This is a genomic window from Methylobacterium sp. 092160098-2, from assembly GCF_028920805.1.
Taxonomy (GTDB): Bacteria; Pseudomonadota; Alphaproteobacteria; order Rhizobiales; family Beijerinckiaceae; genus Methylobacterium; species Methylobacterium fujisawaense.
The window spans coordinates 92,863-116,719 of record NZ_JAQPZJ010000001.1; the positions used below are offsets into that span (position 1 = coordinate 92,863).

The following is a 23,857-nucleotide window of genomic DNA, read 5'->3' on the forward strand; positions in this document are numbered from 1 at the left end:
TCCGTCCTGCTTGAGTAATGCAAGAGCGCGCCCAGGCAGAATCCGGTGCCCGAGAGGACGGCCGATCTCTGGAAGACCTTCGCATTGGCTTGAAGGGTGCCGGCGCGGCAGCATCGACGTCTCGATGGCGCGGTTCAGCCTCTACGTGGTGCCGACGCGGACAGGAAAGTTGGTCCAGGCGCTTGACGAAGCCCGCAGCGAAGACGAGGTGGCTTCGGTCGACGCGAAGGTCGGAAGACTGGCCTAGAATACCGCGATATCCGCCGCGTGCCCATCGCATCTGAAAAGATATCTAGCCGCGGACAAGGACCTTCGAGCATGCGTGATTGCTCGGTTCCGTCTGGAGAACGGCGACCACTCTCCCGTTTCGCCTTTGCTGAAACTCATCGAGGTGACGGTTCCGCCGGAACTCGCGTTGGCCATAGCCAGAAGCGCCATCGGCATCGCGAAGGAATGGGCCGACGAATTGATCCGCGAAGGCAGGCCGGCGATGATCGAAGGAGATGCCTACAAGCGGCAGTTCCGTTCCTTCATCCGAAAGCACAACCTGCCGGACCTTCTGGTCTCCCTGGCTCCCAAGCCCGTGCCCGGCGACATCGAAGCCCTGTTGGCCGTCCGGCCTACGTTCGTCCGCCAGCTCGAGATCATCGAGGCGGGGCTGGACGAAACGTCCTGCGCGGTGAGCGACTACCTGCGAACGTCGGCGGACAAGACGATGTGGGCGGAGCAAGGCCTCCTCTATGTCCTGGAGCAGGCCAGGCACGAGCGCCGCCCCTCCGCTGGTAGTGGCCTCGTCTGCCACTCCGACCGCAGCTCGCACTACGTCAGCATCCGCTACACTAAGCGCCTTACTGAGGCCGGTGACCGAGATGAGCGTGAAGCCGAACGTCCGGTTCTGCGCGCGATGGCGATTTGGCATGACGTAGTCTGGCCGTAAGCGGATCGTCCCCTTCCGAGAAGGGCCGCCGTAAAAGCGGTCAGGCTCATACCGACCCAACTCAGTCGTTTGGAGCACCCTGGGCGCGTTCCAGAAGCAGTCATTCGCTGAGTGCCGCATGTGATTGGCTCAGCATGTGGCATGCCCATCGACCTTCATCACGTTTTTGTTCATGTCAGAGATGTGATGAAGCTGAGTAAGGCTGATTTTCGGCCTCCCGCACTTCGCGATGGGCTGTTCAGGGTGGCAAAACTGAACAGTTACTGACCGCCCTGTTCACAAGGTATGCCCCGTTTGCCGCGCACCGTCCCCTGACGTCCTGCCGCCTTGGCCGGCCGGATAGGAGAGAGAACATGGCGTTTCGCATACTCACCGCGGCCGCCACCGCAGGCTTTGCCCTCACTTTCACGGCGGGTTCGCCCGCCTTCGCGCATGGCCATAGCCATGGCGGACATCACGGCGGCGCTCATCACCGCGGCGGTCAACATGGCGGCGGACATCACGGTGGATGGCACCCGCATGGTGGACATCCCCATCACGCCGGGGGCAGCTCGCATGGGCACGGGGGATGGCGCGGCCGAACGGTCGTAATCAACCGGCCCTATCCCTTGTGGGGTGGATCCCGCACCGTGGTGGTCGATCGCCCCTACCCGGTCTACGGCCACCAGTATCCGATCTACCGCGCGGCCGTGCCAGCAAGTTATGGCCCGGGCTGCCGCATCTCTCGAAGCGTAGGCATCACTCCCTGGGGCTGGCATAAAATCGTGACGACGAAGACCTGCTTGGTCCCATGATAGGTCTTTTCACGGCCCATCACCGATTGCGTTGGATCAACCGTCAATGATACGGCCATCGTCGGACAGTACGCAATACACCCTACCTCTCTACTGAAAGATCGAAGAATTGTAGCGGACGAATTGTCGGCGAAAGCGTCAAAACGTATGAAGCCATCCGATGGGCAATTCAGAGAAAAATTGACTTATGCCAGACGTGCCGCACGACGCTGCGATCTAAGATGCTCGAGGAACCAAGGTGATGCTTATAAAAATATCTATTCGGCCTCCTACCGGGTGGTTTTCATCTGTCGCGCTGCTCGGTGCAATTGCGCTATCGAGCTCAGTGACTGCGCATGCGCAGGCGATGCGCCACCCCGGCGCATTCGACTCAGCCTCACAGTTTGCCGGTATCGCTCAAGCCGTTCGACAGAACCGGCAGCCATGGGCGGCCTCGTTCGCGCGTCTGCGGACAAACTCTCACGACAGTCCCGGTTATCAGCCGCGTCCTGTAGAGGTACTGGTGCGCGGGACCGCCCCCAATCATCCCGCCGAGAACTACGCTACCCTATTCAACGACGCCGCCGCCGCCTATGCACTCGCGCTGGACTGGAGAATAACCGGCGACACACAGCGTGCAGCAAGGGCGGCTGCAATCCTCAACGCTTGGGCCGGCACACTGAAGGTCGTCACCGGGACATCGGATAAATATCTCGCCTCTGGTATCTACGGTTACCAACTCGCCGTCGCAGCTGAGACACTGCGCGACTTTCCTGGCTGGCAGCCCCGCGACCGTGAAGAATTTGCGCGCATGCTGCTCACGGTCTTCGCCCCAATGAACGACGATTTTCTCGCACACCATAATGGCGCGGCGATCGATCACTACTGGGCCAACTGGGATCTGGCAAACGTCGCTTCCTTGATGGCGATCGGCGTCTTCACGAACCGCCGTGATCTCTACGAGCATGGACGCGACTACTACCTGCATGGTCCAGGCAATGGCGCGATCCAGCACGCGGCATGGAAGACCTATCCCGGTGGCCTTGCGCAGTGGCAAGAGAGCGGGCGTGATCAGGGTCACTCGCTTCTCGGCATTGGCTTGGCGGGTACCATCTGCGAGATTGCGTGGCAGCAAGGCGACGATTTGTTCGGGGCCTACGACAACAGGTTGCTCGCAGCCGCCCGATATGTGGCTCGATACAACCTGGGCGGCGATGTCCCCTACACGCCCTACACGAACAGCGATGTTGCGCAGCCGGTCATCTCGAACAATGGCAGAGGTGAGGTTCGCCCAATCTGGTCACTGCTCGTCGCACACTATGTGCAACTCAAGCATCTCGCTGCACCAGAGCTTGTTCAAGCTGCCGCTCAGGCCGGCCCGGATGGGGGAGGTGGCGACTATGGCCCTAATAGCGGCGGGTTCGACCAGCTCGGTTACGGCACCTTGACCTTCACAATGCCATAGACGTTCCGTGTAGAATTAAGCCCCTTCTGAGTGATGGAGATTATACGATTTGCCCGCTCTGAATGCTTGCGATTTTTCAGGGCGGGCGTCTAGGTTGATCAGTCAGCGCAGCTGCGCATGGTAAGCCAATGCCATCCATGAGAGCTGAAGCATCCGCTTTGACGGTCTTTTGCTCAAATGCAGACTGTCGTAAAACCACCCAACCTCGACGTTCACGGGTACCGGCGGATGCGACCGAACTTGGCCGTTAACGGAATGGCCGCTTCGGACAAGCCTCGCCGGAAAAGCGGACGGCCTCCTATCGACCCAACATGGTCGTACACGCTCGTCACTGCTTCGCCCGAAACCGGACGCAGGACCGACGCTTGGCTGAGACGGATGACGCCACCCACGGGGTGCTGTCACCAAACGTTACACGGCAGCCCAGCAGGGTCACATCACCGCTACATCGACGGTGGCAAGCTTCCAGCCGCCCTGACCACCATGCGGCGATGGAGGATCACAGATGCCCGGTGAGGCCGAAGTCATCCATGTGGTGTGGGGTGCGAGCAGGGCGGACACCGTCCGAGAAGCCCTCCGGTTACAGGGCGACGAAGCGCGGGTCATCGCGCTCTCGGGATCCCTGCATTTCGGTCCCATCAATCCGCTGGACCCAGATGTTCGACACGCGTGGCTCAAAGCCGTCCTGCGACCCGATCCCTACGCCGACCAGCGCGAGCCAGAGGAGCCGTGGATGGAAGCCACGTCGGCCCGCGTGCATCCGGTCTACTGGGTCTGCATGAGCGACGCAGCCGAGCACGCCAGTTTTCTCGAATTCGCGTTCCGCATGAACGGCCGCTCGTTCGACATCGTCGACGCCACGGCACTCGATTTCGTCACGCGCGACGGCATCCGAAAGCCCTGGTCGCTCGGGATCATGCGCTGCGAGGACATCGTCGCGTCTGGTCTGAGGGACAAGCGACGCGTCTTCACTCGGGCGGAGTGCGACGCAGCCGCTGCTGCGTGGACGTCATTGAGGAGCGAGGATGCCCCATTGCGCATCGTGCGCGACGCTCGCTTGGTGTCGGCTCCACTGACGCACTTCGACGCCGTGCTTATCACCAAAGCCACCCCGGACTGGGAGGTAGCCGCGAAAGTGATCGGGCGCACCATGCAGCACCTGACCGACGAGGTTGACCCACCCGGTCAGGTGGTCAGCGACATCATTCTGTTCGGTCGTCTCCAGGCTCTTGGAGATGCAGGAGGTCTTGAGATCAGGGGACCGGGACCGGGTATGCGCGATTACGAGGTCAGGACGCCCACCACCCGTTTGCCAGCCTGAGGATGACCGGGATGTGTCCTTTAGGCCCTTTGGTCACCCGTCGCAGCCTGCTCGTCGGCGCGATGCTGAGCCCGGCTTTCGCCCCCGCCCTTGCGCAGGCGGCCCCCGTCGATGATCCGGCGTTGGCGGGGCCGCTGGGCGACATCTGGATCGGCTCGCCCGAGGCTAAGGTGACGTTCATCGAGTACGCCGCCGTGACCTGTACCCATTGCGCGGCCTTCCACAAAGAGGTCTGGCCCGGCATCAAGGCCCGCTGGATCGATACCGGGCGGATGCGCTGCGCCCTACGCGGATACCCGCTGAACCCGCTCGATACCGCCGCATTCATGCTGGCCCGTGCCGACGGCGGCAGGAACTACTACCCGATCACGGATCTGCTGTTCGAGAGGCAGAGATCCTGGGCCTTCGTCGATAAGCCGCTCGACGCGATGCGCGACCTCCTCCGGCAAGCGGGCTTCGACCGAGCCAAGTTCGATGCCGTGCTGGCGGACCAAGCCCTCTACGACGAGGTCAACCGCGTGCAGGCCGGGGCGATGAAAGTTCTGAATGTCCGTACAACGCCGACTCTGTTCCTGAACGGCGACCGCTACGTCGGTGCGCTGCCCGCCGACGTGTTCGACGAGATCGTCCGGAAGCTACCGGGCTAGGTTCTGACCCGCGCGATCGGCCGCCCAATCTTTCATTTCCGGGCAAAAAACGCCTCGCTGAACATTCCTGAAGCAGACCTTCCGTGAAACTGCTTTGGGTCGGTAGCCTCCGCTTCTTGGTGAGGGACTTCAACGCTAAGCAGCGGAGAATGATCTATGGGCAGACACGGCCACAGAAATTTGCCGCCGCCATACCTGAAGAGGGTTTGGCTTGACGAAAATGCGATCTTTGACAGAGGCGCTTATCCTTACTCTCTTCCGTTGTTCAAGAATGGTGCATTCGAAATCGCATTTGATCGCCCCGTCACCATCATTGCTGGGGAGAACGGCGTTGGCAAATCAACGCTCTTGGAAGGTATTGCGGTACTCGCGGGGTTCGATGAGAGCGGTGGCGGTCCGGGATATCAGGCCGTAGACAATTCCCACGCGATCGAGACCGACGGCGGAGGACTCGCGCGATCACTCAAGGCCAGTTGGCTGCCGAAGATCGGGCGCGGCTGGTTCTTTCGAGCGGAAAGTTTCTTCTCCGTAGCTCGTTATCTCGACGAGGCAGGCAGTCCGTCAGCCGACTTCCTATCTCATTCGCATGGAGAAGGCTTCCTCCGATTTTTCGAGGAGCGCTGCACGAAGCCCGGTATCTTCATATTCGATGAGCCCGAGTCTGCCTTATCGCCAAAGCGTCAGTTTGATTTTCTCAAGCTCCTCAACCAGATGGAGGCAGGCAATCAAAGCCAAGTGATTATTGTCACGCACTCGCCGATCATCATGGCGCATCCAGGGGCACGATTGCTGCGGATGAACCGATACGGATTGGAGCCGGTGGCACTGCAGGACACCGAGCATTTTCGGATCATGCGTCAATTCGTGGATGATCCACACGGCATGATCGAGGCCATGATCAGCGAAAAGTAGGCCGTAGCGAGCCCGTCCGCTTATATGCATCGCCGTCAGAAAGCAGACCGGCAGAAACCCACCCAATGCGGTCGCCAATTGTCCATTGAAGAGACCTCGGAAGCGGACATCCGCGGTCCCCTAGTTGCGGCGCAGCTAGACCAGTGCATAACCCGTATCCGCACGCTCGATCCTTCCACTTGTGGCGAGGTGCATCCCGGTCACCCTCAAGCCGTCGACTGCCGCACGGTCGAGGATGCGCCGTCGCGTCGTGATCGCTTCCGCTGGATCGGTGTCCCAGATCACCGTCCAATCCGGATGCGGCATCTGTAGGATCCGCGAGTGGACGATGTCGCCCCAGATCAGCAGGCCGTCGGAGCTGTCCGCGATCAAGACGCCCATATGTCCCGGTGTATGGCCGGGCAGCGGCAGCGCATGGATACCCGGTGCTAGCTCCGCCTCGCCGGAGACACGCCGGATCCTGTCAGGATAGGCCGCCAGCACCGCCTGTGCGGTCTCGAACATCGGGCTTAATGGAGCCGGAGCGGAGGCTCTGGCAGCCGCATCCGACCAGTAGGCCACCTCACGCTCCTGCAGCACGAGTTCCGCGTTTGCGAACCGCGCGAGGCGGTCCGGCGTCAAGAGACCACCGGCATGGTCGGCGTGCAGATGGCTGAGCCAGATGGTCTCGATCTGCTCCGGCCGCACGCCCTCCGCCGCCAGTGCCGCGGTTACCCTGTCGAAGCCCGACCCGAGGACGGTGCCGCAGCCCGCATCGAGCAGCCAGTGCCGTTCCCCGCGTCGGATCAGGAACGCGTTGACCGGCTCCGGCGACGGGCCCTTTGCAGGAAGACCGGCCCCCTCCAGCAAGGCTTGTCCGGCCTGGCTTTCGGCGGCCGGGATCATGCTCGGCTCCAGCGGAAAGAGGCCGTCGCGCAACGGCGTCACCGTGAACGCGCCGACCCGGTACGGGCCATTCACGGGCGCGGCCATTGCAGGGAGGTGAAATCCGAGCGGGAGCAGGGCGGACGCAGCCAGGAGGTTACGGCGAGACAGGTGAAGCGACATGGTCGGCTCCGTGGAGAGGGGACAGCACCATCCTCCGGATCGTGGCGGGATCAGACCAGGGAAGTCCTCCCGCTGAAGCCCGGGCATTCTTCCCGTCCGAGTGAGCCATGGCTTGCGCACCCTCACGGTCCCGGTGCCAAATCAGAGCCTCGCTTAGAGCCCGGCTGCTTGATCCATGAGCCTGCCCACACATCTCGGTCTGCGCCTTCTTGTTGTGGCCGCGCTCTGCCTAGTGGGGGCGATCGCATGGGCCGCCTGGGACGCTCACGCGAGCCTCCGCTGGGAGGCTGCAATGTCGGCAAATCGGATCGCCGCGCAGCTCGCGCGTCAGCCGGGGCTCGGAAGCGCCGGACCAGCTGCAATGCCCGCCAGCGCACCGCAGGCCGCGCCGGCCATCGTCACGCTCCTGCCGGGCATCTGCGCCGACATTCATCTCGGCGTGGAATTGCCCCGCCGCTTTTGCGGTGACTGGGACGGCCTCGATGCCGCCCCTGCGTGGTTCCGCGAAGCCCTCGTCCGGGAGGCCGCTGCCGCGCCGACGATCCGGGCGATCGTGTATCGTGAACGCACCATCGGCAGTGTCACGGCATGGCCCGATCCGATGGCATCGGCGGCTCGTCTCTGGCGGCGCACGCGCCTCGCAGGCGGACTAGCCCTTGGTTTGGCGGCGGCGACGCTCCTTCTAAACTGGCTCACCGTGACGCGCCTCGTCGCACCGGTTAGGCGGATCGTGCACGGGCTGGAAAACCTCGATATGGCCGGCATCCGCCCGCCGATGCCAAGCTTTGCCGCCACCGAGTTCGACCGGATTGCCCGGGCCTGCAACGCCCTCGCCGACCGGCTTGCCCACATTGAGGCCGAGCGCGCGGGCCTGATGCAGCGGCTCGTCACGGTTCAAGAAGAAGAGCGGCAGGCCCTCGCGCGCGACCTACACGATGCCTTCGGCCAGTGCCTGGCCGCTGCGGGGGCACGTGCCGCAGCGATCGAACTGGCTGCGCCCCCGGAGCGCGACGATCTTCGCGAGGACGCCCAGGGTATCGAAGCCATCATCGCCACCATGCGGGAGAGCCTGCGTGGAGCCCTGGCCCGCCTCGAACTGCCCGATCTCGCCGAAGCCGGATTGGAGGAGGCTCTGCGTGGCCTCGTGGCAGATTGGCGAGGACAACTCAGGTCCGGGCCGGCCCTGCATCTCGATGTCAGGGGTGATCTCTCCGACATATCCGAGAACGTGGCGGCGAGCCTCTATCGGATCGCGCAGGAACTGCTGACGAACGCCTTGCGACATGGCCAACCGAGCCGGATCTTCCTGCGGCTCGGCCGGTCGGAGGCCGGACCACGAACGGTGACGCTGACGCTCGACGATGACGGTGGGGGCGATGTGTCCCGAACAGCTTCTCACACGGGCCGTGGGCTCGTCGGCATCCGAGCGCGGCTCGCCGCCATGGGCGGAAGCTTTTCGCTCACCGGCACCGGTTCAGGCATCCATGCCTGTGCATCCGTGCCGACGGCCGGCTGAGATCGCCTCATGGCCACAACCATCCTGCTCGTCGATGACCATCCAGTCGTGCGCGAGGGCTATCGCCGCCTGATCGAGCGACAGCCGGGCTTGGTCGTGGTCGCTGAAGCCGAGAACGCGGCAATGGCCTATTCCCACTACAAGGCTCACGCGCCCGATCTCGTGATCCTCGACCTGTCGCTGCCGGGCCCAAGCGGTATCGAGGCTATCCGTCATATCCGCCAATGGGATGGGTCAGCTCGCATCGTCGTGTTCAGCATGCGCACCGGGGCGATGATCGCGCGCCAAGCCTTCGCCGCCGGGGCGAGCGGGTATATCAGCAAGGCGAGCCCACCCCGTGAGCTGCTGTCGGCGGTAGCGACCGTGCTCCGCGGTGAGCGGGCGATGAGCGCCGACATCGCGCGCGCTATCGCTCAGGATGAGGTGGCTGGGGGGCGCACGGCGCTAGACGACCTCAGCCCGCGGGAGCTTGAAATCCTAGGTCTGACCGCCGGCGGGATGACCGCGCAGGCCGTCGCCGAGGCGCTGTGCCTGAGCCTCAAGACGGTGCACAACAACCTTTCGGTAATCCGCGCCACGCTCGGGGCGCGCACCGATGCGCATCTCGTTTGGATCGCGATCGGAGCTGGGCTTGTATCGCCCTCGGAGGAACTGGCGCTGAAGGAGCCCTAGCACTTCGTCTGCTTTGACGACCTTTCGACCAGAAGCGGACCGGCGGAAATCCACCCCAAACGGCCCTTCTGGTGGCGACCCAACTCGGCCATGCGGGCGAACATCAGCGCTCACCAGAAGCGGTCATTCGTCGGCCGGCCAGTAAATCCGGATTGGACCAGTTAGCGCCATTATCCTCGACGTGCGGTGCCTAGCGCGCATAGTTTCCGCATGAGCCAGACACCCCACATCGGACCTGATCTCGACCCATCGTCTCCTGACGAGGAACGTCGAGGCTACATCCCCGCCGTCGCCGGCGCTTACCCGGTGCGCGCAGGCAACTTGGTGCGACCCCTCGTGGATGGTGAGCCGGCCTTTCGGCGCATCGCAGAGGCTATCGAGGCGGCAAGGCACAGTATTTGGCTGACGGTCACGTTCTACGCGCACGACTTCCAATTCGCGGATGGACGCAGCCTCTTCGACATGCTGGATGACGCCGTGGCGCGTGGGCTCGACGTGCGCGTGCTTTTTTGGCGGCCGAATCCAGAGAGCAGCCGTTACGGACGCGCCTTCCCAGGTACAGATGACGACCGCGAACTGCTCCGTGCCCGGGGGGCTCGATTCGCCATTCGTTGGGATCGAGCGGGGACAGCGTACTGCCAGCACCAAAAGTCTTGGCTGCTCGATGCCGGTCATCCTACCGAGACCGTGTTCGTCGGCGGTGTGAACCTGACCGCAAAAGCGCTTGGCTCACCCGGCCATCGGGACGGCGGACAGCACGACATTTATGTCGAGGTCACCGGCCCCTCCGCGACAGACGTGCACCACAACTTCGTCCAGCGCTGGAATGAGGCAAGCGAGAGAAACTGCTCAGACGGCACTTGGGGGGCGGCCGGCGTCTTGTCGCTCCCCTTCCCGGTCCGCTTCTCAGTGCCTAGAGGCATGAGCGTCGTGCAGATACAGCGCATGGTGCCACCGGGCCGCTATGGTGACGGTACCGCCACGCCGGGCGGGCAGCCCTACGCGATCCAAGCGGGGGAACGATCGATCCTGGAGCAATACGAGCGGGCGATCGATGCCGCGCGATCGACCATCTACATCGAGAACCAAGCGCTGCCGGTGCCCGCGCTCGCTTGGAGGTTGGGGGCGGCGCTACAGCGTGGGGTGCAAGTCGTGTTGCTCGTTCCCTCGGAACCGGAGGGGTGGGTCCGTGCGGCTCGTCGCGACCCTACTCGCGCGGGACTGTTTGAGGCCATTGAGTCGCTCGATCAGCATGAGAACTTCGTGCTCGCGGGCCTCCGAGTAGCAGATGGCAAGGGATCACACGCCGTCTACGTCCACGCCAAGATCATGCTGGTTGACGATGCCTGGGCAACGATCGGCTCGTGCAACCTGCACGCAAACTCACTTGGGGGGCACGTGGAACTGAACGCCTCCATATGGGACGGGACGGTGGTGCGAGCGCTGCGCTGCGAGCTGCTCGCGGAGCATCTAGGGCAGGACACGTCCGCCCTAGATGATTGCGCCGCAATGCGGCTCTACGGTGAGGTGGCCCATGCTAACCGTCGCGGGGCAGCGCTTGGCGTGGGGTCGCCTGGGATCGCCATCGCGTTGAACGCGGCGGACTACGGTCGGTAAACGCCTGCTCGTGAGGCGTCGGAGGATGGGAGCGACGTCGTATGAGCCTGCGATGGCTCGGGGTGAGCGAGATGGCCGTGTCTACTTCGGAAGGTTCAGGCCCGGAAGCAGGCGGCTGAATTCCACCCCAAGCAGCCATTCGGCTTGCGACCCATAGCAGCCGTGCGCACAACCGCTGGCGCTCCCTGAAAGCAGACACTTCCCCCTGCGTTAATGAGCAGCATCCAACGCCGCCAGCGACGCACCCAATGCACTGCGAACGCAATGTAATGACCTATGGCGCGGTGGCCGCTTTCTGTCGCCGTGTCGGCTGGATCATCGCCTCCAGTTCGAGCAGCTTGTTGAGTTCCGTCTCGGTGAGCAGCCCTTCCTCCAAGACGAGCTCGGCCACCGGTCGGTTCTCCTTTAGCGCGCGTTGCGCGACCCGAGAGCTAGCTTCGTAGCCCAGCGTCGGGGCGAGTGCCGTCACCAACCCAATCGAGCCTTGCACCAGAGCCCGGCAGCGCTCCCGGTCAGCCTCTATGCCCTCGACGCAACGCTTGGTCAGCGTGTCCACCGCCGCCGTCAGCATCCGAAGGGACGACAGCACGCAGTAGCCGATCGTCGGCTCGAAGGCGTTGAGCTGCAGTTGCCCGCCCTCGGCGCAAAGCGTCACGGTGAGGTCCTGGCCGATCACCATGTAGGCGACCTGGTTCACCACCTCCGGGATCACCGGGTTGACTTTGCCCGGCATGATCGAGGAGCCGGCCTGCACGGCCGGAAGCCGGATCTCCCCGAAGCCCGTGCGCGGGCCCGAGGACAGCAGGCGCAGGTCGTTGCAGATCTTCGAGAGCTTGACCGCCACGCGCTTCAAGGTGCCGGAGAACAGCACGAACGCGCCGAGGTCGGAGGTCGCCTCGATAAGGTTCGAGGCCAGCACCATCGGCTGGCCGGAGACCCGTGACAGTTCCTCCACGGCCAGGGCGGCGTAGCGCGGATCGGCGTTGATGCCGGTCCCGATGGCGGTCGCGCCGAGGTTCACCTCGCGGAACAGGGCGACGATCTCGCCGAGGCGCGCCACGTCCTCCTTGATGGTGGCGTGGAAGCCGTCGAACTCCTGCCCAAGGGTCATCGGCACGGCGTCCTGGAGCTGAGTCCGGCCCATCTTGAGCACATCGGCGAACTCCACCGCCTTGCCCTTGAACGCGTAGGCGAGGTCGTCGAGCGCCTTCACCAGCGGCTGCGTCCCGAAGATCACCGCCAGCCGCAGGGCCGTCGGGTAGGCGTCGTTGGTGCTCTGCGCCATGTTCACGTCGTCGTTGGGGTGGAGCGCGGCGTAGTCGCCTGGCTTCCGTCCCATCAGCCCGAGGGCGACGTTGGCGATCACCTCGTTGGTGTTCATGTTGGTCGAGGTGCCGGCCCCGCCCTGGATGGCATCGACCACGAAGGCGGCGTCGTAGCCCCGATCCTCGGCGACCAGGGTGCAGGCCCGCTCGATCACGTCGGCCTTGCCGGTCTCCAGGTAGCCCAGGCGCCGGTTCGCGCGGGCGGCGGCCTGCTTCACCAGGGCGAGCGCCCGGACGAATTCCGGAAAGTGGCCGACCGGCACGCCCGTGATCGGGAAGTTGGTCACCGCGCGCTTGGTGTGGATGCCCCAGAGCGCGTCAGCCGGGACATCACCGTCGCCGAGCAGGTCGTGCTCGGAGCGGGTCTTGGCGGTCTGCAGGTCCACGGTGCGGACCGTGGCGACCGCCAACTCGGTGGGTGCATCCCGCTGAACCGATGCCTCCGCCGCCGGCTCTCCGTCTTCCTTGATCACGTCAGGCTGCCTCTTGGACATGTGAGTGGCCCCCTCCAGGAAACGCTCGGCCCGCATTCGTCGGGATGACATCATAGTCCCGGGCGGCCGGTCAAAAATCGACCGAGTCGCTCGGGTGCGCGACGCGCTCCTTCAGGGCGTCAGACATCGGGAAGCTCAGGTTCTCATTGTGCGGCGGGATCGGGCTCTCGAACCACTTGGAGTAGAGCTTGGTGAAGGCACCGGAGGCCATCATGCCCTTGAGGACGTCGTCGGCGAGCGCTTTGAACTCGGGGTCGTCCTTCGGCAGCATCAGCCCGTAGGGCACCAGCGCGTAGGTCTCGGGCAGGAAGGCGTACGCGGCCGGATCGGGCGTGCGGGCCTTCATGCTCGCGAGCAGGATGTCGTCCTCCATGAAGGCGGCGGCACGCCCGCTCTGGAGCGTCAGCATGGACTCGGCGTGGTCCTTGCCCTGGATGATGTTGAACGTGCCGCCCTTGGCCTTGATGCCGAACGCGAAGCCGGTGGCGTTCGAGCCCTGCGTGACGACCACGGTCTTGCCGTCGAGCCCCTTCACGTCGTGGATGCCCGAGGAGACCTTGGTCAGCCACCGCGCCGACGAGACGAAGATCGCGACCGTGAAGGAGACCTGCTTGAGCCGGGCGGGGCTGCTCGACGTCGCCCCGCATTCCATGTCGATGGTCCCGTTCTGGATGAGCGGGATGCGGTTCCCCGAATCGACCGGCTGAAGCTTGACCACGAGCTTGTCGAGCTTGAGGTCGGTCTTGATCCTGTCGACGACCTGCGCGCACAGGTCGAGGGAGAAGCCTACGGGCTTCTGGCCGTTGTCGAGATAGGAGAATGGGATCGAGGACTCCCGGTAGCCGAGCGTGACGCTGCCGGTTCGCTTGATCTTGGCCAGCGTCGGGCTCTCGGCCGATGCACCGGTGGCGGCGAGGCCGAATGCGAGCGCGCAGGACAGTCGTACGAAGTTCTTTCCCTGGACCATCGATCTTCTCCTCTGCATGGATGCGGACCTCGTTCGGGTCTCGCGGAGCCCGGGCACGCGGCGCGGGGCGCGTGCCTGGTATGACTGGCTAGGCTGAGGCGCCCTGCGCAGCGACGGACGGGCCTGACGGCGCCACGCCGCCGATCGGCGGCATGAACGTGGCATCGTTCTCGACCGGGGCGCCGAGCTCGTTCTCCCACTTGGCGACGACGGCGGTCGCGACACCGTTGCCGATGACGTTCGTCATGGTGCGCCCCATGTCGAGGAAGGCGTCAATGCCGACCAGCAAGACGAGACCGGCGGTGGGGAGATTGAACGAGGGGATCGTCGCCGCCACCACGACCAGGGAGGCCCGGGGCACACCGGCGATGCCCTTGCTGGTCACCAGCAGGACCAGCAGCATGGTGATCTGCGTCGAGAGGTCCATCTCGATGCCGAAGGCCTGCGCGACAAATAGGGCCGCGAAGGTCTGGTACATCATCGAGCCGTCGAGGTTGAACGAGTAGCCCAGCGGCAGCACGAAGCCGGTGATGCGCTCCGAGACGCCGAACTTCATCAACTGCTCGACCATCTTAGGGAAGGCGGCCTCGCTGCTCGACGTGGAGAAGGCGATCATCATCGGTTGCCGCAGCAGGCGCAGCAGGGTCTTGATCGCCCCGCCGAGCACCACGGTCCCGGCCGCGATGATGACAACCCAGAGAACCGCCAGGCCGAAGTAGAAGGCGCTGACGAACTTCCCGTAGGTCACCAGCACGCCAACGCCCTGCGTGGTGATGACGGCCGCCATCGCGGCGAACACGCCGACCGGCGCGAAGCGCATCACGTAGTCGGTGAACTTGAGCATGATCGGCACGATCTCGTCGATCGACTTGGCGACGGTCGGGGCGAGCGAAATCTTCACGGAACTCAGGGCGAAGCCGAAGAAGACGGAGAAGACGAGGATCTGAAGCACCTCGTTGGTCGCCATCGCCTGGACGATGCTGACGGGAACGACGTGCGCCACGAAATCCTTCAGGTTCAGGGCACCGGTCTGCAGGTTCGTGGTGGCGCCGGCCTCGGGGAGCGGCAGGTTCAGGCCGTGACCGGGATGCAGGAGGTTGGCGAGCAGGAGGCCGATGGACAGGGACACCACGGAGGCGGTGATAAACCAGCCCAGCGCCTTGAACGCGACCCGGCCGACGGCGCCGCCGCTCGCGCCGAGGCTGGAGATGCCGGAGACGATGGTGGCGAACACCAGCGGTGCGATGATCATCTTGATCATGCGCAGAAAGACGTCCGACACGATGGAAAAGTACCCAGCAATCGCCTTGGCCTCGGCCGGCGTCGCGAAAGTGTTGCACAGGTAACCGGTCGCTATCCCGAGGAACAGGCTGACCATGATGTAGGTAGTCAGACTGTTCGAGGCGTGAGGTTTGCTGCTCACCTGCATGACGTCGTCCTCCGCGCCACCGAGTGGAGCGGCAACCGAGCGTGGCGCTTGTTGTTTTTGCGTCTCGGCTGCCGGCAACGATCAGGATTGGAGAGGCTCGTCGGCCTATCCCAGCTTCGACAGCACGGCTGTGCGGGCCTGCGTCGAGGGCACGTTGCGGGCGCGGACCGCCTCGATCAGCCGGTCGATATCCGCCGTGGTGTTGAACATCCCGAGGGACACCCGGATGCCGTCGCGCTCGGGCGAGACACGGATGCCGTTCTGCGTGAAGTAGTCGAGCCACTCGGCCGCCGGCAGGGCGATGACGTAGATATGCGGCGCGCGGTGCTGACGGTCGCGCGGGCCGACCAGGCCGACATCGAGTTCGTCGAGGCGCTCGATGAGGTAGTCGCCGAGGTCGAAGCAGTGGCCCTCAATGTTCTCGATGCCGACCATGTTGATGAGGTCGATGGCGGCACCCAGCCCCTGGATGGCCGGGAGGTTGTAGTTGCCGAGCTCGAACCGGCCCGCCGTCGCCGGCAGGGCCATGTTGTCCTCCCGGGCGATGAAGTCGGTCGGCGGCTCGGCGAGGCTGGCCGCGGCGAGGTAGGCCGGCTCCATCTCGATCTTGGAGGAGTCCCAGTAGAGCAGGCCCAACCCCTGGGGCACCAGCAGGCCCTTGTGGGTGCCCGAGCCGATGAAGGTCGCCTTCATCGTCTTGGCGTTGATGGGCGTCACGCCGATGCCCTGCATCACATCGACGATGAAGTAGAGGCCGTGCCGCTCGCAGAGCTCGCCGACGCTCTCGACATCGAACCGATGGCCGGCGTGGAAGGTCACGTGCGACATGGAGATCGCCCGCGTCCTGTCGTCGATGTGCGAGCGGAAGCTGTCGGCATTCACCACCTCGGTCATCGGGATGAACACGACCTCGACGCCCTTCTTCTTCAGGTTGAGGAAGGCGTAGGCGTTGTTCGGATGGTCGCCGTGAATCATCAGCACCTTGTCGCCGGCCTTCAGCGGCAGCGCGTTGGCGGCGATGTTCATGCTCTCCGAGGTGTTCTTGGTGAACGCGATCTCGTGGGGCTGCGCGCCGAGCAGCGTCGCAGCTTTGGCGCGGGTCTCTTCGAGGCGGCTGAGCCAGACCTGCTTGGGGCCGGCGGTCTCGAACCCTTCGTGCAGGAAGCGCTCGTACGCCTCCTTCACGGGGCGGGAGAGCGGGGTCTGGAAGCCGCTGTCGAGATAGACCACGTGCTCGGCGGCCGGAAACGCCTGACGAACGGCGGCGACGTCGTAGTGCTGGGTCATGATACCCCTCCGGTAGCGCAGACGCGACGAGGCGTTGCGCCGGAAGTCCCGGCGAGCCTTCGACCCATCTCAAGCTTTGAATGGCGGCAGTGCTACTTTATCTGCCAATCCGTGCCCAAAAGCCGGGCATGTCAGCGGCATGACAGGAAAATACACTACATCCGCTACGCGTCGAGACGGATCATCATCCAGCGGTATTTTTCATTCCGAAAATTGAGAATTATCGAAATCTTCGTTGTCTTGCAGGATGGTGCTGGACAGGAGGGCGGCCGCTTCCTGCAGGGGCTCGATGAACGCGTCGAGGTCCTCGAAGCCGACGCGGGCGGAGGGCACCGACACGCCCAGGCAAGCGATCAGGTCGCCCTTCGGCGAGACGATAGGCACGGCGCAGCCGACGACGCCGAGGACGTATTCCTCGTTGGTCTTTGCCCAGCCCCTGCGCCGGATCACGTCGAGCTGGGCGAGAAGCGTCTTCGGGTCCGCGATGGTCGTCGGAGTGTACTGCGCGAGCGGAAGGGAGTGGGCGAGTCGTTGCCGGACCTTGGTGGGCAGCCGGCTCATGTAGATTTTGCCCGTCGAGGTGCAGTGGAGCGGTGCGGCTGATCCGGGATTGAACTGCAGGCACTGCTGTTGCTTCGTCTGCACACTGTCGACGTATGCCACCGCGTTGTCGCGGACGATGCCGATCTCGCACTGCTCACCGATCCGGTCGGCCACCGCGCTCAGGACCGCGTGCCGCCGCACCGTGCGGAAGGCTGCCCCGATGGTCTTGGCCGAGAGGGTGACCAGCGTGCTCCCGACGACATAGCGCTTCGTGCCGAGGGCCTTCTGGATTAGACCGCGGTCCTCAAGGTTGCCGATAAGTCGATGCGCGGTGGGAAGCGGCAGGGCGAGGGCCGAGGCGATCTCGGCCGCCGACAGTGCCTTCCGTTGCTCGGCCACGAAGGTCAGGATGGCCAGGGCCCGATCCAGTGGCGCGTCGCGCGACCTGTCAAGTTCATCGGCCACGTTGGCTTCCTCGTACGGCTTACGCTCGGCTGTGCCCTAGTTGCACGAACATGCAAGGGCTACCGACCGGCGGGGATGCCTCATCGAGACCTGAGCTCAAAACGCACACTCTCGCCCTACCGCCTCCGGGAAGGCTGCGTCCGCCTCGGTGTCTTTCTGCCCGAAAGCGGACCGGCGGAAATCCACCCAGAGCATCCATCCCGCTTCCAACCCGTGGCAGGCACTATGACCTTGGTCGCCTCTTCCCCGAAGCGACCATTCCTCGTCAGTCAGGCAACTCCGGCTGGGACAATGCGCATCTTGAAGCTCCGGTCGCGCCGCGTACCGCCTATGAGGGACGGCACGGAACTCGTCAGCCCGTGATCAACGCAGGGATGCAGACGAAAAAGCGTCCCCGAAACCTGTGATCCGTTTTTACAACTTGTAAGCCATATTCCTGCCTATGATAGGCGGAAGCTTCGCGCGGCAGGGGAGCAGCCCTCAGCCTGCGTGTGTGAAGACCACATGCCGATCACGCAGCAGGCAATTACTTCAGCGAGGCGCGCAGAGATGACGAGCACTGAGCGACCCGCCGACGAATTGGTGCCGGGCCTCATCCTGACTCAACTTTTCCGCGCCGAGGCCGACTTCCTGTCTGCCGTGACGGTGACGCTGGCTACCTGGGGACGCAGGCCCGAGGGAGAAGTGAGGCTGCGCCTCTCTCGCGAGCCACACGATCTCAAGCCCCGCCTGCGCTCGTGGACGAGCGTTTTCGGATCACGCCAACGCAGCTACTATCACGCCTTAAAAAACCAACACAGGGAACCCCTTGTCGATCTGACGCTCGCAGCAGACGAGATCGCCGACAACATGTCGGTCACGCTCCACCTTCCCAAGCCAGTCGTCCGCTCTGGCGATCTGCTCAACTTGACCATTGAGGCTGTTGGTTCTCGGCCCGGTGCAGCCACCACGGCATGGTTGTCGAGTGGGGCTGAGCGCATTGGTGGCCATGTCGCGCTGTATTGTAGACAATTCGATCAGCTTGAGTACGGCCTGCGCGCCAGCGCCACCTACATACCGCTGATGGCCGACACACCGGTCCCGACGCACCTGATGTGGAGCCCGGTCACGCAGTGCAATCTCAACTGCGTCCACTGCATCTCGCGCGATACGCGCAAGACGGTCCAGCGCTTGCCAGAGACGATCCGGGACCAGATCCGGTCCTGGGCCACTGCCGGGCACCTCAAGGAACTCGCGTGCGACTACAGCGGCGACATCCTCTGGGCGGACGCGCGCCACGGCGGCGAACTCGATTTTCTGATCGGCCTCGATGTGCCGTTCGTCATCGACACCAACGGCACCCATCTCACTCCGGAGGCCAGCGAGCGTCTGTCGCGTTCGAAGCTCGACCACCTGAGCATCTCCCTGGATGCCGCGACCGACGAGACGTTCCGACGCGTGCGCAAGGGCGCCCCACCGTTGGCTGATGTGATTGAGAACGTCCGTTCCACGGTCGAAGCGCGGGGGCGGGTCGGCGGCACACACCGCATCGCCATCAGCTACGTGTTGATGCGCAGCAACATCGATGAGTTCCCCGGCTTCCTCCGACTCGCCCAATCAGTGGGTGTGGAGATCGTCTACGTCCGGCACCTGATGGCGTTCACGCCGGAAATGGAGACGGAGTCACTTTGGCACGAACGCGAGCGCTTCAACGCGGTACGTTCGGACTGGATTGCGCTCGCGAAGGACCTCGGGATCAACCATTTCTTCCTGCCGGAGCCGTTCGGGACGGAGGAGGTCGGTGAACGACGCCATTGTTCCATACCTTGGCGCGGCGCCGGTGTGCTGGGCAACGGCGACGTGCTCGCCTGTTGTGTCCCGGGCTTGAAGATGGGCAACCTGCACGAGAACACGATGGAGGAAATCTGGAACGGCCCGCGCTACCAAGAGCTGCGCTGGTCGGTGAACTCACCGAATCCGCCTCCGTCTTGCAGGACGTGTCCGTTCGTCCGCGACATCAACGATCCTGACAGCTACCTGATTCATGGGGCGAAGGCTCGGCTGGCAGCCTGATCCATGCGCCCGCTGGGTCAAACGCTATGCCCCAACGGGCTTCACGCGACGCGGCGGGCACCCGCGATATCAGGCGACGGGGCTGTCGCCAGTATTTCCGATGCTGGACGTCCGCCGCCGCCGCCGACGTCGCCAGCGGTCGGCAGTGATGTTGAGCCGCGACGAAATTTTCGTCACCCGCCCACTGCGTCACCTTAACGCTCGCATCGTCCCCCGCTCGTGATCGACGAGCGCTCGAACTATTGTGACGAGCATGAGCCCATCGACCGTGACGCCGTTCGACCCAAGGCCCACCCGCGCACGGCCCGACGACGACCCGTACCTCTGGCTGGAGCAGATCGACGGCGTTGATGCCCTCGCCTGGGTCGATGCCCGAACCGCTGAGACGCTCGCCTGCTACGGCGACGCCGCCTTCGTCCGTGACCGCGACCTCGCCCGCGACCTGCTCGACCGGCCCGACCGCATTCCCTTCGTCAGCCGTCGCGAAGGGTTGCTGTACAATTTCTGGCGGGACGACGCGCATCCCCGCGGCCTGTGGAGGCGGACCGACGAGGCGACCTACCGCGCAGGCGATCCGGTCTGGGAGATCCTGCTCGACCTCGACGCGCTCGCCGCGCGCGAGAACGAGGACTGGGTGTGGTCAGGGTCGGTGCCCTTCCGCGATGGCTACGACCGCGCGATGCTGCGCCTCAGCCGAGGCGGTGGCGACGCCGTCGTCCTGCGCGAGTTCGACCTGCCGACCCGCGCTTTCGTCGCGGACGGTTTCATCCTACCCGAGGCCAAGGGCGGCGCGGTCTGGCTCGACCGCGACACGCTGCTTCTATCCAGCGCGTTTGGACCCGGCATGGCCACGCAGTCCGGCTACGCGCGCACCGTGCGCCTCTGGCGGCGCGGCGCGGACCCTCTCGACGCCCCGGTCGTGTTCGAGACCGCCGCGCGCAGCATGGGCGTCTGGGGAGGTGTGGACCATCAGACTGGAGTCGAAAGGCTGACGTTCGCCGAGCAGATCGGATTCTTCGACACAGCCCTGCACATCGGCGACCGCGAAGGCCCGCGCCTGCGCCTCGACCTGCCCACGCACGCGGGTGTGCAATTGCATCGTGACCGCCTCTCCGTGCGTCTGCGACGACCGTGGATCGTGGACGGCGTGGAGCACGCGGCCGACACCGTCCTGACGATCGGGCTGCCCGATTTCCTCGCGGGGGAGCGCACGTTCGAGGTCCTGTGGCGGCCGGGAGATAGGTTGGCGCTCCAAGGGGTGTTCTGGTCCGCTGGGCGACTGATCGTGGACGCCCTCGACGACCTGCGGCCGATCTACACGGTCTGCGAACGGGGACCGGAGGGCTGGACGCGGCGGCCATTGCCTGGGCTGCCCGGGCTCGGCACCGTCGGCGTCTGGCCCCTTGATGATCACGCCGAGACCGCCGACGGCAGCCTGCTCGCCACCGTGCAGGACCCCGTCACACCCACGACGCTGCTGGCCTTTCCGCCCAGTCTCGACGCCCCCACCGTGCTGCGTCGGACGCCCCCGGCCTTCGACGCGCGTGGCCAGCGCGTGACGCGCCACGAGGCGGTCTCATCGGACGGGACGCGCGTGCCCTATGTCCAGACCGGACCAGACGGGACGGACGGCGACGCGCCGGTTCACCTCACCGCCTACGGTGGCTTTCGGGCTTCGACGTTGCCGGTCTATCGGGGCGTGCTGGGCAAGCTGTGGCTTGAGCGGGGTGGGACCGCCGTGACCGCCAACATCCGCGGCGGCGGCGAGTTCGGCACCGGCTGGCATGAGGTGGGTCGCCGGGAGGGTAAGGCGCGCGCCCATGAAGACTTCGCCGCGGTGGCGGCGGATCTCGTATCACGCGGCGTGACCCGGCCGGGTCGGATCGCGGCGGAGGGCGGATCGAACGGCGGACTGCTGATCGCCAACATGCTGACGCGCTTTCCCGAACGGTTCGGGGCGCTGTTCTGCACGATCCCACTGATCGACATGCGCCGGTACGCCAAGCTCCTGGCTGGCGCGAGCTGGATCGCGGAGTACGGAGATCCGGACGACGCGGCCGACTGGGCGTATCTGGGCGGCATCTCGGCCTACCACGTCGCCGAAGCGGGCCGTCCCTACCCGCCGATCCTGCTGGCGACGAGCCGCGGGGATGACCGGGTACATCCCGGCCACGCGCGCAAGATGGCTGCGAAGCTGCGGGCCCTGGGGTACGCGGCAGCGTTCTACGAGCCTGCGGCTGGAGGGCACGGCTACGGCAAGGACAACGCCGAGACCGCCGCTTTCATGGCGCTGGGGCTGAGCTTCCTGAGACAGTCGATCGGCTGGTCAGCGTCAGCGCTACCGGAAGCCTGAGCGACAGGTAGCTTCTCGTCCAGACACCTTGTCTGATTCCGAACCAAGTTGGGCGTGCTGCCGATTCTTCGGGCTTCCCTTCTTTGGGCCTCCCGAAAGCGGTCAGCCTGTCCCGCGGCAAACTATGAACTCGGCCATCGCCGCAATGGCGGCAGCCATCTCGCCGGTGTCCCTCGTTCGTCGACGTCACCGACCTGTCGTCGACGGCAACGTCCATCCTGACGAGAATTTCGTCACCATCCACCGTTTCCTGCCGCCGCTCTTGCGGCCGAAGCTACTGCTTGGCATTTGCCGTGAGAGGCTGCTACCGACCCATACCAGGCGTGCGGGTCGCGGTCGCCGCTTCCTGATAGCGGACACATGTCAGCCGACACCCAGTTTTAGGTGGAGATGCTTGACATATAAAAACTGACTTCATTCTAAAAGCAATTATATCTAATTATCCGGTCCGCAGGGTTGATTTTTAAATAAACCAGGACTGCATTCCGGGATGGGTTTCCCCGACCAATCATGTCTAGGAAACCGGTGTATGAAAAATGCGAGCACAGCAGCCATGCCAAATACGCCACACAAAATAGAGATTGTCAATGTGATGATGAGTTGTTTCAATATATGATGTCCCTGTAAGAAATCATGCATAAATGTAAATACAGCTTAGGTCTTCTAACTTCTGAGACGACCGGTGCGCTGGCCGAATAAGCCGCCAAGAATTATGCCGAGCATCAGAAAGATATAGCTTGTTGCAATTCCCGCCACGAGGATGATCAGCACGTCTATCCGATCTTGGGCGTACGCCATCGCTGCCGTCACTATGAATATGAGCGGTGCAAACCTGTTGGCACGCCATCCAAATCGCGAACGCTGAAAACCTCGCAGGTAGCCCAGGACGAAACCGCCGATCAGAGAGAAAATTGGAGCGGTAAATAAAATCATTCCGATGCTCGCTCAGTTTTATTATAGTCGCAGTCCGAAAATCTTAGTGGCAAAACGTAAGCAAAAAGTACGTGCATCTCTCCCTATCTTAGGTTTAACGAACTTGCCGCGGGTCGCGAACTGGCGTTCCATGATGTTCGCTTCGATGAATCATTCGCCTGGACGCCGACCGGCGGAAAACCACCCTTCGCGGATCTTCCGCCTGTTTTTGGCTCAGGAAATTCCGAGGAGGTGAGATCGCAGGAAACGCCAGCTACCGCCGACCTTCCTGTAAACCTGGGCCGCCACACCCAGCCCGGCGGGATGACGGCCGATTTTGCCGGACGAGTGAAATCGGCCATCGAGAACAAGATGGGTCACCACCACGACAGCTTTGGTCCGGGATTGATCGAAGATCGGGTAGTGGAAGAGCCTACGATCAATCTGCATATTCGGCTCCGAGCTAGCCTCGAATTCCGCAATGCGCTCGGCCGTGTAGCTCCCCAACTCCGCGTCCGTGCAGAAGGCGGTTGCATCGGCACGTTGGTCGGGATCGACGATTGCGCGGAAGTCTCCCGTCGTGGGCCGCACGGTACTCCCTACCTCGGCACGGACGACGCGCATGCTGTCAGCGTCGAGCATGGTTCGATCCCAATCGGTGCCATATCGACAACGTCCAGGCGCTGCCTCCTTGGCGATCACTGCCCTAAAAACCTCCCGAGCCTCTCGGTCGCGGCTCGACAGGTTAGCTTGGGCTTGCGGAGCCTGCGCATGGACGGGGAGGCAACTTACCGCGAAAGCAACAGCTGTCGCAGCGAGAGACACACGCACAAACGTAGCTGTCATCAGGGTGACCTATCATCGCGCCCGTTTAGATGGTGCCTTACTCCACGCCCGCTTTCCACTCGTCCCAGCGGTAAGTTTCTGTCTCATTGTGCCGCCTACAAGCGGACGTTTTGGCTTCGGCGGAGGGTTGTGGGCGGGCACGGAGACGATGTCCGCTTCCATCGATCACTGCCCGAAGGCAGACCGGCAGAAAACCACCCAACCTAGCCGTTCAGTCGCGCCAGCCAGCAAGGCCGGAAGTGGCCGTAAGCGGAATGGCTGCTTCGGAGCAGCCCAG

18 protein-coding genes and 1 pseudogene are annotated in these 23,857 nt (G+C 63.9%); 11 read left to right on the forward strand and 8 right to left on the reverse strand.

Annotated features, from left to right (window positions below; translation table 11 throughout):
- Positions 1-733: 733 nt before the first annotated feature.
- The 6 genes and pseudogenes from PQI07_RS00475 to PQI07_RS00500 all read left to right on the forward strand — a co-directional run.
- A pseudogene (locus PQI07_RS00475) lies at positions 734-862 on the forward strand (IS3 family transposase); the annotation flags it as partial.
- A 519-nt stretch (positions 863-1,381) separates the two neighbouring features.
- The gene (locus PQI07_RS00480) at positions 1,382-1,528 is read left to right on the forward strand and encodes a hypothetical protein (RefSeq protein WP_274925791.1); all 147 of its coding nucleotides are present in this window, start codon (positions 1,382-1,384) and stop codon (positions 1,526-1,528) included.
- 444 nt (positions 1,529-1,972) lie between these two features.
- Positions 1,973-3,175, forward strand: coding sequence for an alginate lyase family protein (locus PQI07_RS00485; protein ID WP_274927662.1), 1,203 nt, complete (start codon positions 1,973-1,975; stop codon positions 3,173-3,175).
- 505 nt (positions 3,176-3,680) lie between these two features.
- The gene (locus PQI07_RS00490; RefSeq protein ID WP_274925792.1) at positions 3,681-4,496 is read left to right on the forward strand and encodes a DUF3658 domain-containing protein; all 816 of its coding nucleotides are present in this window, start codon (positions 3,681-3,683) and stop codon (positions 4,494-4,496) included.
- A gap of 11 nt (positions 4,497-4,507) precedes the next feature.
- Positions 4,508-5,143: a thioredoxin domain-containing protein gene (locus PQI07_RS00495; protein ID WP_274925793.1), complete on the forward strand. Its 636-nt coding sequence runs from the start codon at positions 4,508-4,510 to the stop codon at positions 5,141-5,143.
- Positions 5,144-5,299: 156 nt separating this feature from the next.
- Positions 5,300-6,055 (forward strand): AAA family ATPase, encoded by a 756-nt coding sequence (locus tag PQI07_RS00500; protein WP_274925794.1) that lies wholly within the window; start codon positions 5,300-5,302, stop codon positions 6,053-6,055.
- Positions 6,056-6,190: 135 nt separating this feature from the next.
- Here PQI07_RS00500 and PQI07_RS00505 read toward each other — a convergent pair whose 3' ends face one another.
- Positions 6,191-7,102 (reverse strand): MBL fold metallo-hydrolase, encoded by a 912-nt coding sequence (locus PQI07_RS00505; RefSeq protein ID WP_274925795.1) that lies wholly within the window; start codon positions 7,100-7,102, stop codon positions 6,191-6,193.
- A 175-nt stretch (positions 7,103-7,277) separates the two neighbouring features.
- On the opposite strand from PQI07_RS00505, the gene PQI07_RS00510 reads away from it, so the two are divergent.
- The 3 genes from PQI07_RS00510 (at position 7,278) to PQI07_RS00520 (ending at position 10,907) form a co-directional block, all read left to right on the forward strand.
- Positions 7,278-8,618 (forward strand): sensor histidine kinase, encoded by a 1,341-nt coding sequence (locus tag PQI07_RS00510; RefSeq protein ID WP_274925796.1) that lies wholly within the window; start codon positions 7,278-7,280, stop codon positions 8,616-8,618.
- A gap of 9 nt (positions 8,619-8,627) precedes the next feature.
- Positions 8,628-9,290, forward strand: a complete 663-nt coding sequence (locus PQI07_RS00515) for a response regulator transcription factor (protein ID WP_274925797.1) — start codon at positions 8,628-8,630, stop codon at positions 9,288-9,290.
- Positions 9,291-9,500: 210 nt separating this feature from the next.
- Entirely contained in the window at positions 9,501-10,907 is a 1,407-nt protein-coding gene (locus PQI07_RS00520) for a phospholipase D-like domain-containing protein (protein ID WP_274925798.1), read from the forward strand.
- A gap of 274 nt (positions 10,908-11,181) precedes the next feature.
- Here PQI07_RS00520 and PQI07_RS00525 read toward each other — a convergent pair whose 3' ends face one another.
- The 5 genes from PQI07_RS00525 to PQI07_RS00545 all read right to left on the reverse strand — a co-directional run bounded on the left by PQI07_RS00525 (position 11,182) and on the right by PQI07_RS00545 (position 17,417).
- Entirely contained in the window at positions 11,182-12,726 is a 1,545-nt protein-coding gene (locus PQI07_RS00525; RefSeq protein ID WP_274925799.1) for an aspartate ammonia-lyase, read from the reverse strand.
- Between the two features lie 70 nt (positions 12,727-12,796).
- A complete protein-coding gene (locus PQI07_RS00530) occupies positions 12,797-13,693 on the reverse strand; it encodes an amino acid ABC transporter substrate-binding protein (RefSeq protein WP_274925800.1) in 897 nt (298 codons plus the stop codon).
- A gap of 88 nt (positions 13,694-13,781) precedes the next feature.
- Positions 13,782-15,122, reverse strand: coding sequence for a dicarboxylate/amino acid:cation symporter (locus PQI07_RS00535; RefSeq protein WP_274925801.1), 1,341 nt, complete (start codon positions 15,120-15,122; stop codon positions 13,782-13,784).
- Positions 15,123-15,227: 105 nt separating this feature from the next.
- Positions 15,228-16,409, reverse strand: a complete 1,182-nt coding sequence (locus PQI07_RS00540; RefSeq protein ID WP_179697359.1) for an aminotransferase class V-fold PLP-dependent enzyme — start codon at positions 16,407-16,409, stop codon at positions 15,228-15,230.
- A 201-nt stretch (positions 16,410-16,610) separates the two neighbouring features.
- Positions 16,611-17,417, reverse strand: coding sequence for an IclR family transcriptional regulator (locus PQI07_RS00545; RefSeq protein WP_179697360.1), 807 nt, complete (start codon positions 17,415-17,417; stop codon positions 16,611-16,613).
- A gap of 504 nt (positions 17,418-17,921) precedes the next feature.
- Between PQI07_RS00545 and PQI07_RS00550 the strand changes: the two genes are divergently transcribed.
- Both PQI07_RS00550 and PQI07_RS00555 read left to right on the forward strand, forming a co-directional pair.
- Positions 17,922-19,469, forward strand: a complete 1,548-nt coding sequence (locus tag PQI07_RS00550) for an SPASM domain-containing protein (protein ID WP_274925802.1) — start codon at positions 17,922-17,924, stop codon at positions 19,467-19,469.
- Between the two features lie 253 nt (positions 19,470-19,722).
- On the forward strand, positions 19,723-21,822 hold the full coding sequence (locus PQI07_RS00555) for a prolyl oligopeptidase family serine peptidase (RefSeq protein ID WP_274925803.1): 2,100 nt from the start codon (positions 19,723-19,725) through the stop codon (positions 21,820-21,822).
- 663 nt (positions 21,823-22,485) lie between these two features.
- Here PQI07_RS00555 and PQI07_RS00560 read toward each other — a convergent pair.
- Both PQI07_RS00560 and PQI07_RS00565 read right to left on the reverse strand, forming a co-directional pair.
- Positions 22,486-22,755 (reverse strand): hypothetical protein, encoded by a 270-nt coding sequence (locus PQI07_RS00560; RefSeq protein ID WP_274925804.1) that lies wholly within the window; start codon positions 22,753-22,755, stop codon positions 22,486-22,488.
- Between the two features lie 213 nt (positions 22,756-22,968).
- Complete coding sequence (locus PQI07_RS00565; RefSeq protein ID WP_274925805.1) at positions 22,969-23,376, reverse strand: hypothetical protein; 408 nt, start codon at positions 23,374-23,376, stop codon at positions 22,969-22,971.
- Positions 23,377-23,857: the final 481 nt, after the last annotated feature.